Below are 12,478 nucleotides of genomic sequence, written 5' to 3' on the forward strand. Positions count from 1 at the left end.
GCCGGGCCGGCCGCCGTGCGCGGACGGTTTCCTGGCCGACCCGGACGCCGAACGGCCGGGAAACGGGCCGCCCCTACCGTCGCCGCCACGCTGCTACGCCATCGCGCGCCGACCGGGAGGTATCCCCGATGAGTACCGTTCACTCTTCCGACGTCCGGTCCGAGCGACCGGCCTCACCCGCACCGGCGCGGCCGGAAGGGCGGCGCCGCACCGGACGCTGGATCGCCGACTGGCGGCCAGAGGATCCCGCCTTCTGGGCCGGCACCGGAGCCCGGATCGCCCGCCGGAACCTGGTGCTGTCCGTCCTCACCGAGCACATCGGGTTCTCCGTCTGGACCATGTGGTCGGTGCTCGTACTGTTCCTCGGGCCCGCGTACCACATCGATCCGGCCGGCAAGTTCACCCTGACCACGGTTCCCGCCCTGGTCGGTTCCGCCCTGCGGCTGCCGTACACGTTCGCGGTCACCCGGTTCGGCGGCCGCAACTGGACCGTGGTCAGCGCGCTGCTCCTGCTGGTACCGGCCGGGGTGGTCGCCGCCGTGCTCCGGCCCGGCGTGCCGTACTCCACGCTGGTCGTCGCGGCCGCGCTCGCCGGTGTCGGCGGCGGCAACTTCGCCTCGTCCATGACCAACGTCAACGCCTTCTATCCGCAGCGGCTCAAGGGCCGGGCCCTGGGGGTGAACGCCGGCGGCGGGAACCTCGGCGTCGCGGTCGTGCAACTGGTCGGGTTGGCCGTGCTCGCCGCGTCCGGTGCCGGGCACCCCCGGCTGATCGCCGGCGTGTACCTGCCGCTGATCGTGCTCGCGGCGCTGTCCGCCGTGCTGTTCATGGACAACCTGGGTACCGGATCGAGTGACCGGCGGGCCATCCGCGACGCCTGCCGCGAGCCGCACACCTGGATCGTGTCGGTGCTGTACCTCGCCACCTTCGGGTCGTTCATCGGGTTCGGCTTCGCCTTCGGGCAGGTGCTCCAGGTGCAGTTCGGCGCGGAGTTCGGCAGCCCGGTCCGGGCGGCCTACCTGACCTTCCTCGGTCCGCTGCTGGGGTCGCTGGTCCGGCCGGCCGGCGGCGCGCTGGCTGACCGGCTCGGCGGTGCCTGGGTGACGTTCTGGACGTTCGTCGCGATGGCCGCGGGCGCCGGGCTGGTGCTGCTCGCCTCCCGGCAGCACTCCCTGCCGCTGTTCGTGACCGGCTTCGTGATCCTGTTCGTGCTCAGCGGGTTCGGCAACGGCTCGACGTACAAGATGATCCCGGCCATCTTCCACGGCCAGTCGGCGCGGATCCAGCCGGACCCGGCGCGGGCCGAGGCGGAGGCGCGGCGGCTGTCCGGAGCGGTGATCGGCATCGCGGGTGCGGTCGGCGCGTTCGGCGGCGTGCTGGTGAACGTCGCGTTCCGGCAGTCGTTCCTGACCTACCACAGCGGTGACGGCGCGTATCTGGCGTTCATCGCGTGCTACCTGCTGTGCTGCGCGGTCACCTGGATCGTGTACCTGCGCCCGAGCGGCCGGGCGGCCGGCGCGCTCACGACCGATCCGCCGACGACCGATCCGCTCGGGGCCGATCCGCTCAGGGCCGATCCGCTCAGGGCCGGGGCGCGGTCGGGTCGCCGAGTGGCGGGGTGAGGCGCCCGTTCGCCGCCGCGGCACCGGCCGCGTCGCCCACCGCGTCGCACACCTCGGCCGCCTCCGACCAGTGTTGGCGCGCGTCCGTCGCGCGACCCAACAGCTCGGCGGCGTCGCCCAGGTACAGCAGGGTCCGGCCCAGCCCGCCGTCCGGCCGGCGCCCGGCGCGCAGCTCGCGCCCCTCGGCGAGCAGGTGGTATGCCTGACCGGCCCGGGACGGGGTGGACGCCAGGATGGCGGCGCCCGCGTTGAGCAGGGCCGCGGTCCGGCCGGTCAGGTCGGTCAGGCCGTCGTACTCGCGCAGTGCGGCGGTCCACGACTGGGCCGCGTCCAGGTGCTCACCGAGCCGGGACTGCGCCAGCGCCAGGTTGGTCAGCGCGGCCGCGTACCCGCGGGACTCGCCGAGCGCCCGGAACGTGTTGGCCGCCCGTACCAGGTGGTGGTGCGCCCGTTCGGGTACCGCCTTGTTCAGGTACGCCGCACCCAGCGCGAGGTCGGTCAGCGACTGCCCGGCCCGGTCGGCGTGTGCCCGGTGCCGGCGGGCCAGCTCCAGGTGCTCGATGGCATCGTCGATCAGGCCGAGGTCGAGCAGGGCGAGCCCCAGGTTCATCTGCGCCTGCGCCGTCGCCCGGCGGCCCCGTTCGGCCAGCGCCAGGGTCAGCGCGGCCGCCGCACCCTGCGCGTCACCCCGGCGGCGGCGCAGCACGCCGAGTTCGTTGTGCGCCCAGGCGGCGATCTCCGGCCGGTCGCCGGCGGTCGGTGCGGCGAGCACCGCCCGGCACACCCCGGCCCAGTCGTCGAGCCGGTCCTCGTGCGCATACCAGCCGGCCAGCGCGACGGCCAGCCGGAACCACCGGCGGCGCAGCCGTCGGGGCATCGGCCGCGTCGTGCGGGCCGCGCCGGGCGTGTCTTCGACCAGCGCCCGGAGCAGGTCGCCGTGGAGGTCGAACCAACCGTACGGGTCGTCGTCCAGCGGCAGGTCCGGATCCCTGGTGGTCGAGGCGACGTTCCCGGGTGCCCGCAGGCCCATGACGGCCAGGCTGGCCACGTGCCGCTCGGCGCGGCGGGCCAGCAGCCTCAGCAGCCGGGCCTGGGCGGCGACCCGGCGCCGGGCCGGTTCCTCCTGGCGCAGGTGCAGCCGCGCGTACCCGACCAGCAGCGGCCGCACCTCGTACCGGCTGCCCGCCGCACCGACCACGAAGGCGCCGTTGGCCAACTCCTCCAGCAGCCGGTCCAGCCGTGCCGGGGAGCGATAGGCGAGCGCGCCGATGGCCGACCGGTCCACCGCGCGCGGGGCGAGCGCCAGCAGCCGGAACAACCTCCGGGCGCCCGGGTGGAGCGCCAGGTAGGCGACGTCCCGGCCGGTGAGCGGGGCCAGCGCGTCGGCGACCGGCGCCCGGTGGTGGGCCGGCGCGTGCACCGCCGTACGCAGCAGGGTCAGCACGTCGGCCGAGCGCCAGCCGTGCCGGGCCATCCGGTAGCCCAGCGCGCGGATCGCCCGCGGCTGCCGGCCGCACAGGTCGACGATGTCGCGCACCGCCGGATCGTCGCGCGGATCCACGCGCGGGCTGCGGGCGCCGGGCGCCGCCTGCCCGGCCGCGGCGAACATCTCCACCGCGTCGTCCGGGTCGGGCTCGGCCAGCCAGCGCGCCGCCACCCCGTCCATGCCGGCCATCGCCGGGGTACCCGCGAACAGCAGCCGGCACGCCGAGGTCGGCGGCAGCAACGGCCGGACCTGGGCCGTGCTGTCCACGTTGTCGAGGACCAGCAGGATGTTCTCGTCGTTCAGCCGTTCGCGCAGCGCGGCCACGGTCTCCGCGAGGGCGGCGGGCAGGCCGTTGCGCGGCTCGGCGACGCCCACCGCCCGGGCCAGTTCGGCGAGCATCCACCGGGCGTTGCGGCGCCGGCCACCCGGGCGCAGGTTCAGGTAGTAGATCTCGTCGCGACCGGGCTTCTGCCGGATCACGTTGGCCGCCTCCACCGCGCACGACGAGGTACCCACCGCGCGCCGACCGACGACGGCCACCGCGTGCTCGCGCTCCAGCGCCTCGACGATCCCGGCGACATCGTCGTCGCGCCCGGCGAACCCGGACGTGTAGGGCAGCGTGGTGGACCCGCCCACCGACGAGGTGAGGACCGCCTCGGCGGCGTCGGCGCCCGGACCGTCGGAAGGTTCGGGTCTGGGCCGCCACTGCAGGTACAGCAGGAACACCCCGGCGCCGGCCAGGACCACGGCCGCCGGTATCGAGGTCCAGGAGTTGTTGCTGACCTGGTTGACCAGTACCTCGACGCTGATCCCGGCGGCACCGGTGAGGACCGTCGCCGCGGCCTTCCACAGGTACCGGCGTGGCGACGGGCCGCCGCCCTTCGAGCCGGTCATCGCAGCGCCCCCGACACCAGGCCGGCGACGACCTGGCGGCGGGCCAGCACGACCAGCAGCACCGGCACGACCGACACCAGCGTCGAGATGGCCGCGAGCGGGCCGCTGGCGGTCACGAACTCCCGGGCCTGGCCGTAGACCAGCAGGCCGAGCGGGGTTCCGTCGGGCCCGCTGAACAGCAGGCCGACCGCGAAGTCGTTCCACACCTGGACGAACTCCAGCACGCACACGGCCACCACCGCCGGCCGGATCGAGGTGGCCATCCGCCACACCGCGTCCCACTCCCGCTGCCCGGTCAGCCGCACCCGGCGCAGGGTCGCGGCCGGTACGTCGGCGAGCGCGTTGCGCAGCACCAGGATCGTGAACGGCAGGCCGAGCGCGATGTGGACCAGCGCCAGCCCCTGCGAGCTGCCGCTGAGCCGTACCGTGGCGAGCACCTCGTTGACCGGGCCGGCGATCACCTGGACCGGTACCACCGACGCCGCCAGCAGCACCATGCCGGCCGTCTGCGCGGCGGGCCCGGCCAGCCAGGCCAGCGGGTACGCGGCGAGCAGCGCGAGGCCGACCACGACCACGGTCACCACCAGGGCAAGGGCGGCGGTGAACAGCAGCGACCGGCTCAGCGTGGAGTCGTCGAAGATCTGCTGGTACGAGGCCAGCCTCAGCGGCGCCCGCCACCAGCCGGCGGTGGCCGCGTCCTCCGGGCTGTGCAGCGACGTGGCCACCAGCACCAGCAACGGGAACGCCCAGAGCACGGCGGCCACGGACGGCACCGCCCGGCCGATCGCGCGCACCGCCCGGCCGGCCCGGGACCGTCGCTCGGCCGGCGAGCCCTCGTCCTCGTCGGTCTCGTCGCCGTCGGTCCCGTCCCCGTCGGCGTCGCCGCTCTCGGTCCCGTCGCCGCTCTCGGTCGTGCCGCCGGTCCCGTTCCCGGCCGGCTCGCCTCCCCCGGGCTGGCCGCCTACCGGCTCGCTTCCGCGCGGCTCGCCCGGCCGGGGCACGGGCGCCGCGCCTTTCGTCTTCCTTCGCCTGCGCGGCGGCGGGATCGTGGGCGGCGGCCACGCCTGGCGTACGCCCAGCGACGCCAGCACCATGCCCAGCGCCACGATGGCCAGCCAGAGCACGCCGACCGCGGCACCCCGGCCGCTGGTGGTGCCGCCGGAGGTCTGCCACACCCGCACCGCGAGCACCGAAGCCGCGTCCCGGACCGAGCCGGGCGCGAGCACCAGGATCAGGTCGAAGGTACGCGCGGTGGCGAGGGCCACCAGGGCGAAGACCACCGCGACGGTACGCCGCAGCAGAGGCTTCCAGCGCGCGTCACGGAACACGTCCAGCCGGGTGCCGCCATAGGCGCGCACGCTGTCGGCGAGGTTGGCCGGGATCGCGTCCAGGGCCGCCCGGAACACCACCACGGCCAGGCCGACCCAGGCCCAGACGAACGCCGACATCAACGACACCGTGATGAGCGTCGGCCCGAGGAAGCTGGGTGCCTTGCCGAACAGCGCGGCGGCCAGGGCGGTCGCCGTGCCCCGGCCGCGGTCCGGGTCGTACATCAGCCGGAACACCACCGCGGTGACCACCAGCGGTACCGCGATCGGGGGCAGCAGGATCAGCCGGACCAGCCGCCCCTCGTAGGTGCGCCGGGATGCGCTGGCCAGCAGGTACCCCAGCGCCGTGACCACCGCCGGGACGACCAGCGCCCACAGCACGGTACGGCCGATCACCGGCCAGGGCAGCTCGAAGTTGGCCAGCCCGACGAACGCGTGGGTGTCCGGATCGATGACGCTGGCCTGGAGGGTGCGCACCACCGGCCACAGCACCAGCGCGGCGAGCAGCACCCCGGCCGGTACGAGCAGGACCGTCGCCGCCCCGGCCGCCGGGTACGCCCGCCCGCGCCGTACCGGCCCGACGTCGTCGAGCAGCACCAGTTCGCCCAGCAGCGGGTCGCGGGTGCCCCGCGCCAGCCGTTCGCCGTCCAGCCGTTCGCCGTCCAGCCGCTCGCCGCCCGCCCGTTCGCTGCCCGCCCGCTCACCGTCGACCCGTTCGCCCGGCGGCGGCCCGCTGGGCAGCGGCACGGCGCCGGCGCGCACCTGGCTCTCCGGGCGCTTCCCGTCCGTCACGGCGCACCCCCGGCCCGCCGGGCCGCCTGGTTGAGCGTCGCGGCGGTGCGGTTGACCACCGCGGCCCGGTCCGCTCCCTTCGCCGTAACCGAACGGAAGAAGTCCTGCAGGACACGCCAGATGCCGACCCCGTCCGCGCCGCCGAACGATCCGATCAGCCGGTCGGACAGGTCGAAGCGCAGCACCGGCGCGTCGTTCATCTCCTCGGCCAACTGGCGCTGCAGGCCCTCCGGGTACCGGTCGGTCCGCACCCCCAGGTTCGGCGAGAGGTACCCGCCGGCCGCGATCCACGGGTCGAACGCGTGCGCCCCCACCAGGTACCGGATCAGGTCCTCCCCCCGCCGCGAGCCGTGCAGCACCACCGCCGCGTCGCCGCCCATGACCAGCGGTCGCACTCCGTCCACGCTCGGGAACCGGAAGGTCCGCGCCGCCGGGAGGCCAGGCTTGCCGAACGAGGCGGCGTACCCCTGCGCGTAGTCCGCCTCGAAGACCAGGGCGGCGCGTCCGGTGGTCACCTCGACCACCGACTCGTCCCACTGGGTCAGCAGCGCCCGGGAGGGTCCACCGATGAACGCGCCGGGCAGGGCCCACAGTTCGGCCAGCAGGGTGAGGCTTTCGGTCACCGGCGGCTCGGTCCAGCGCGGCTCGCCGCGCGCCAGCGCGTCGTAGAAGCCGGCCGGCGCGACACAGGTCAGCACGTTCTCGAGCCAGTCGGTGAGCACCCAGCCGTCGGCGGCGCCGATGGCCAGCGGGACCGGGCCGGAACCGGCCGCGCCCATCCGCCGGACCAGGGCCACAAGGTCCTCCCAGGTCTGCGGCACACTGTCCACATTGGACGGCAGGTACCAGAACAGCGACTTGAAGGCGGCCTTGACCCAGGCGCCGTACAGCCGGCCGTTCCAGCGCAGCAGGTCGCTCCACTCGGATCGGAACGGCGCCGCCAGGTCGTCGGACAGCGGAGCGAGCCAGTTCCGCTGGGCGTACTCGGTCACCAGGCCGGGCCGGGACAGGATGGCCACGTCCGGACTGGTGCCGGCCAGGTGCCGGGCGCGCAGGAACGCGTCGATGTCGTCACCGGCGCTGACCACCTCGACCGGCGCCGGGTACCCGCGCAGCACCGCGCGGAACTGGTCCAGTTCACCGTCGCTCCACGGGACAGCGACCTGGGTGGCCCGGCCCGACAGCGAGCAACCCGCGCCGGCCATGGCCGACACCCCGGCCAGCCCGGCGGCGCGCAGCACCGCACGCCGGCTCGCGGCCGGTGCGCCCCGGTCGCGCCCGGGCGTCACGTGACCGCCTCCGGCCGTACCCGCAACGGAATCCCGTCGAGCACACCGGGATCCGCTGAGCACACCAGTACCGAGACTCCCGGCGCGTCCCGCGGCGACACCAGCGGTACCAGATCGCTCAGCCCCTCCGCGCCGGCCTGGGTCGGCAGGTCCAGCATCAGCACCTCGGGCAGGCAGGCGGCTGCCCGAGCGAGCGCGACCCGCAGCCTCTGCGCCTCCGACAGGTGATGCGGTCGCAGGTCCAGGGTGGCGCGCAGTTCGAGCCGTTCGATCACCGTCTCCACCCAGTCCCGTGACACGTCGTGGACCAGCTCACGGCGGCGCAGCCCGTACTCGATGTTCCGGCGCACGGTCAGGTGCGGGAGCAGGGCGCCGCCGGCCGGCACGTACCCGATCTGCCGGCGCGCCGGGGGCAGCTGCGTGACGTCGCGACCGCCGACCCAGACCTGCCCGGACCGCGGCGTCGCGAGCCCGGCCACCACCCGGGACACCGCCCGCCCGGTCCGCGCCGGTGCCTCGACCGCGCCGAACGAGGCGGTCGGCACCTGCACGGAAACCCGGACCACCGGACCCCGGGCCGGCGCGGCGACGATCAGCTGGTGCAGTCGTAGCGCTTCGATCACCTCCGGTAGCGCTCAAACGCTAACCATCTGTACATGTCTGTGCAACCCCAGCGCAGCCTAGCCGCGGATCGGAGCGCCGTGCCGCTGCCGACCCGGCATCGGACAACTTTCTCAGGTGGAGAGCTCGGGCGGCAGAACGATCCACTGTGGAGGGACCTCGGCGGTGAGCCAGACGCCGTTCACGGCGCGGTAGAACAGCTGTCCCGCGCGGTACATCCCGGCGGCGTCGACGCGCAGCACGACCGGCGTCCCCCGGCGGGCGCCGACGGCCGCCGCTGTCTGATCGTCGGCGGACAGGTGCACATGGGTACGGCGACCGGAGCGCAGCCCGTGCGCGCGGATGCCGGCCAGGAAGCGGGGAACAGTCCCGTGGAACAGCACGGCAGGCGGAGCCAGTGGCTCCAGGCCCAGGTCCACCGGAACGGAGTGGCCCTGCATCGCGCGGATGCGTCCCCCACTCGTCTCGAAGCGCCGCTTGTCGCCGCCGGCGACCACCGCACCGAGCGCTTCCCGGGACAGCGGCCGGCCGTGCCGGGCCATCGCGGCCAGCAGGACATCCACCGCGACCCAGCCGGCACCGTCGAGCGTCACGCCGATGGCGGACGGATTGTGCCTCAGCACGTAGGCGAGGAATCGGCTGTCGGCGGCCGGGTCGCCGGTCACGGTCGCAGCAGGTGCTCGACGATGTCCGGCCGTCCCGCGTGCCGGCGCCCGCGCCAGGCCGCCCAGTACCTCACGGCCGGCAGATCGGTCACCGGGACGGCAGCCAACCCCTCGGGCGCCGGTACGCAGCCGTTGACCACGGTGCCGCCGATGCGGAGCGCGGCGAAGTGCACCAGCAGGTCCCAGCCGTCCGCCTCGGCGACCGGGTTCCAGGACACCCCGGCGTCGGCAAGGCCCCGCTCCAGCGCCCTGCGATGCGGTCGGTCGGCGGGCGGTACCACCAGGTCCAACCCGTCGAGGTCGGCCAGGCGTAGCTGATCGCGCTGGGCCAGCGGATGCGCCGCGTCGATGACCAGTACCTGCGGATACTCGGCGATCGGCACCGACTCCAATTGGCGCGGCGGCGGGTCGTAACCGATCACGGCGACATCGGCGCGCCCGGTGGACAGCGCGGCCACCGCCGAGTCCCGGTCGGCGACGACGACCTGGATCCGCAGCCCGTGCGCGCTGACCCGGCGCAGCGCGTCCGGGATGACCCAGCGGAACGTGCCCCGGCCGGCCGCTACCGTCAGTGTCGACGGCGCCTGGTCCAGGTCCCGCAGGAACTCGTCCAGACGCCGCGCGTTGTCGGCCGCGAGTGCGGCCAGCCGCTGCCCGGCCTCGGTCAGCACGAGTCGGCGTCCCTCCCGCTCGTAGAGCTGCCAGCCGAGCCCCGTAGCGAGCTTGCGGATCTTCACATGCAGCGATGGCTGGCTGATCCGCAGTGCCGCCGCGGCCGTGGTGAAGTTGCGGTGCTCGGCGAAGACAGCGAACGCGCGCATCGCGTCGGACTCCAGCAGTTCCCTACCTCCCATAGGTCTGGACTATAGAAGGGTCGGTAAACAATAGTTCCGCCTCGACGCGGCATTGCGCACGCTTGCCGCATGGACACCGTGACAACACGCGAATCACGACTCGGCGTCGACATCGGCCGGGTCATCATCGACGGATCCCGCGCCACCGGCGGCGACACCGCCTTCTTCACTGGCGACGACGCCACCATGCTGAGCACCCCCGAGATGCCCGGCGCGGTCGAGACGATCGCCCGGCTCGTCACTCGGTTCGACGGTCGGGTGTGGCTGGTCTCCAAGTGCGGGCCGAGGATTCAGGACCGGACCCGTCGGTGGCTGGTCGCCCACGACTTCCACCGCCGTACCGGACTGCCACCCGACCGGGTCTGGTTCTGCCGGGCCCGAGCCGAGAAACGGGCCATCTGCGAGCAACTCGGGCTGACCCACTTCGTCGATGATCACCCGGAGGTGCACGCCGCGATCAGAGGCGTCGTCGAGCACCAGTACTTGTTCGGACCCCAGTCCCGAGCGGTGCCCGGGTACGCCTTACACGCTCTGACATGGGTCGTTGTCGAGGGTCTCATCGACCATTCGCTCCGGCGTACAGAGAGCCGATGACAGCGACCCCCGGACCATCGGACAAGGGCAGCGCCCACACGAAAGCCGCGACCCGGCCCGCCTCGTTCCGGCTCGGGGCATTTGCGGTAAAGATTGAGATGTGGCAATCTCACCCATTGCGATCCGGTGTCATCCGATAGGCGTTCTTTGAGTTCTACCGGAATCATGTTCCCATTCATCGACAATGCGTTATTGATCGATATCCGATCGTCACCGAGGGAGGTCGCGCCACCGTCGGTAAGGCGTCGGAAGGCATCCGGGGTACCACCGCGCTCCCGAGATGCATTACAGTCTCGCCGTTCGGGCTGTCGCCGCCGACCGTCACGCAACCGACGACGGGGCGACGACGAACGAGTAGCGAAGCAAATCTTCAGAAGTGCTCGGTTGGTTCCCGAGCGAGCACTTCGTGCCACCTCTGCTCCACAGCCGCACCCAGTTTCACCCTGCTGAGAAAGCGACTAAGAGATGACACAGGCCGTTGACCTGCCAGCTGAAGTGTCCGATCGACCGATGTCGGACATCACCCTGCTGGTCCCCGAGAACGACGTGACCGATCCCGAGGTGACGATCCTGATCCCGGCGGTCAACGAGGAATTGACGATCGCCGACTTCGTCGACTGGTGCCACCAGGGCCTCGCCGCGGCGAACGTGGTGGGCGAGATCCTCATCGTCGACGGGTCGACCGACGCCACCGCGCAGATCGCGCTCGCCGGTGGTGCCCGCGTGCTGCGGGCGCCGAAGCGGGGGCTCGGCCGCGCGTACATCGACGCGATCCCGTACGTACGCGGGCGTTACGTCATCATGGGCGACGCCGACTGCACGTACGACTTCCGGGAACTGGCCCCGTTCGTCGAGGCGATGCGTGACGGCTCCGAGTTCGTGATGGGCTCCCGCTGGCGCGGCTCCATCGAGCCGGGCGCGATGCCCGCGCTGCATCAGTATTTCGGCACTCCGGTCACCACCTGGATCCTCAACGTCCTCTACGGGAGCAAGTTCACCGACATCCACTGCGGGATGCGGGGCATCAGCCGCAACGCGCTGCTGCGCATGGGGCTGGTGTCCCAGTCCTGGGAGTACGCGTCGGAAATGGTGCTCAAGTCGGTACGCATGGGTCTGACCACGACCGAGGTGCCGGTCCGCTTCCTCAAGGACCGCGACGGCCGGCTGTCGCACCACAAGCGTTCCGGGTGGTTCTCCCCGTTCTCCGCGGCATGGATCAATCTTCGCGCGATGTTCATCCACGGCGCCGAGTTCTTTCTCTTCAAGCCGGGCATCGCGCTACTCACCATGGGCCTGATCCTCACGCTCCCGCTGACCTTCGGTTCGATCACCGTCGGCGGCGTCACGTTCAGCCTGTACTCGATGCTCATCGGCGTCAGCCTGTCCGTGCTGGGCTTGCAGAGCATCTACTTCGGCTGCCTGGCGCACGTGTTCCTCGACTACACCGGTCGACGACGAGAACGGTGGCAACGGCTGTTCCGGTACACCGGCACGGTGATCACGAGCGGGGTCGCGTTCCTGGTCGGCCTCCTGCTCGACCTGGTTCTGATCGTGTACTACTTCACGCACGACTTCTCGCTGCCGGGTCCCCAGTCGGCGATCGACCACATGGCGATCACCGGACTGCTGCTCATGATCTTCGGCTTCTCGACGTTCTGTTTCACCCTGATCCTGCACGCCACCCAGGTGCGTTACGGAGTCGTCGATGACAAGTCCTGACACCCGCACGACGTCCTTCGGCCAGAGTGACCGGCTGACGCCGGTCGACCGGTTCGGCGTCTGGCTGTCCCGGCGCCAGATCCGGCGCACCGCCGGAGACCTCGCGGGCAAGGACGTCGCGGACTTCGGCTGCGGCTTCAACGCGACGACGATGCGCGGCTACCTCGACGTGGTCCGGTCCGCCACGCTGGTCGACATCAGCCTGGCACCCGACCTGCGGGACGCGCCGAACGTCACGGCCATCGAGGGCGAACTCCCGGACTGCCTCACCGTCCTGCCGGCGGCATCCCTCGACGTGATCTTCTGCATGTCGGTGGTGGAGCACCTGTGGGAGCCGCAACGGTGCGTCGACGAGTTCCGGCGCCTGCTGCGGCCCGGCGGCGTCTGCGCCATCAACGTGCCGTCCTGGCTCGGCAAGCGGGCTCTCGAGTTCTCGGCGTTCAAGCTCGGCCTGTCACCCGCGGAGGAGATGGAGGACCACAAGAACTACTACGACCCCCGGGATCTGTGGCCACTGCTCGTCCGAGCCGGGTTCAACCCGCGACACATCCGCTGCTTCCGGCACAAGTTCGGCCTGAACACCTTCGCGGTCTGCCGCGCCAAGTAGGAGAGAT

The 12,478-nt window shown here is 72.5% G+C and carries 10 protein-coding genes; 4 read left to right on the forward strand and 6 right to left on the reverse strand.

Translation table 11 applies throughout. The annotated features are described in order from the left end of the window. Positions 1-128 precede the first annotated feature (128 nt). Complete coding sequence (locus tag Raf01_RS11465) at positions 129-1,622, forward strand: nitrate/nitrite transporter (protein ID WP_203917776.1); 1,494 nt, start codon at positions 129-131, stop codon at positions 1,620-1,622. Here the strand turns inward: Raf01_RS11465 and Raf01_RS11470 are convergent. The 6 genes from Raf01_RS11470 to Raf01_RS11495 form a co-directional block, all read right to left on the reverse strand. Beyond that, positions 1,582-4,002 carry a hypothetical protein gene (locus Raf01_RS11470; protein ID WP_203917777.1) on the reverse strand — a complete coding sequence of 807 codons (2,421 nt, stop codon included), beginning with the start codon at positions 4,000-4,002 and terminating at the stop codon, positions 1,582-1,584. The genes Raf01_RS11465 and Raf01_RS11470 overlap by 41 nt on opposite strands. After that, entirely contained in the window at positions 3,999-6,122 is a 2,124-nt protein-coding gene (locus Raf01_RS11475; RefSeq protein WP_203917778.1) for a hypothetical protein, read from the reverse strand. The genes Raf01_RS11470 and Raf01_RS11475 overlap by 4 nt, the downstream gene beginning before the upstream one ends. Beyond that, positions 6,119-7,411 carry an ABC transporter substrate-binding protein gene (locus tag Raf01_RS11480; protein WP_203917779.1) on the reverse strand — a complete coding sequence of 431 codons (1,293 nt, stop codon included), beginning with the start codon at positions 7,409-7,411 and terminating at the stop codon, positions 6,119-6,121. Before Raf01_RS11480 ends, Raf01_RS11475 begins: the two co-directional genes overlap by 4 nt. Next, entirely contained in the window at positions 7,408-8,034 is a 627-nt protein-coding gene (locus Raf01_RS11485; protein WP_203917780.1) for an ATP-binding cassette domain-containing protein, read from the reverse strand. Before Raf01_RS11485 ends, Raf01_RS11480 begins: the two co-directional genes overlap by 4 nt. Before the next feature lie 111 nt (positions 8,035-8,145). Next, positions 8,146-8,697 carry an RNA 2'-phosphotransferase gene (locus tag Raf01_RS11490; RefSeq protein ID WP_203917781.1) on the reverse strand — a complete coding sequence of 184 codons (552 nt, stop codon included), beginning with the start codon at positions 8,695-8,697 and terminating at the stop codon, positions 8,146-8,148. Then, positions 8,694-9,551, reverse strand: a complete 858-nt coding sequence (locus tag Raf01_RS11495; protein WP_203917782.1) for a LysR family transcriptional regulator — start codon at positions 9,549-9,551, stop codon at positions 8,694-8,696. The genes Raf01_RS11490 and Raf01_RS11495 overlap by 4 nt, the downstream gene beginning before the upstream one ends. 69 nt (positions 9,552-9,620) lie before the next feature. Between Raf01_RS11495 and Raf01_RS11500 the strand changes: the two genes are divergently transcribed. The 3 genes from Raf01_RS11500 to Raf01_RS11510 all read left to right on the forward strand — a co-directional run bounded on the left by Raf01_RS11500 (position 9,621) and on the right by Raf01_RS11510 (position 12,471). Next, entirely contained in the window at positions 9,621-10,145 is a 525-nt protein-coding gene (locus tag Raf01_RS11500; protein ID WP_203917783.1) for a hypothetical protein, read from the forward strand. A 510-nt stretch (positions 10,146-10,655) separates the two neighbouring features. Continuing rightward, entirely contained in the window at positions 10,656-11,864 is a 1,209-nt protein-coding gene (locus Raf01_RS11505) for a glycosyltransferase family 2 protein (protein ID WP_203917784.1), read from the forward strand. Further along, positions 11,851-12,471: a class I SAM-dependent methyltransferase gene (locus Raf01_RS11510; RefSeq protein ID WP_203917785.1), complete on the forward strand. Its 621-nt coding sequence runs from the start codon at positions 11,851-11,853 to the stop codon at positions 12,469-12,471. Before Raf01_RS11505 ends, Raf01_RS11510 begins: the two co-directional genes overlap by 14 nt. Positions 12,472-12,478 lie beyond the last annotated feature (7 nt).

Source organism: Rugosimonospora africana, from assembly GCF_016862975.1.
In the GTDB taxonomy this organism is placed as follows: Bacteria; Actinomycetota; Actinomycetes; order Mycobacteriales; family Micromonosporaceae; genus Rugosimonospora; species Rugosimonospora africana.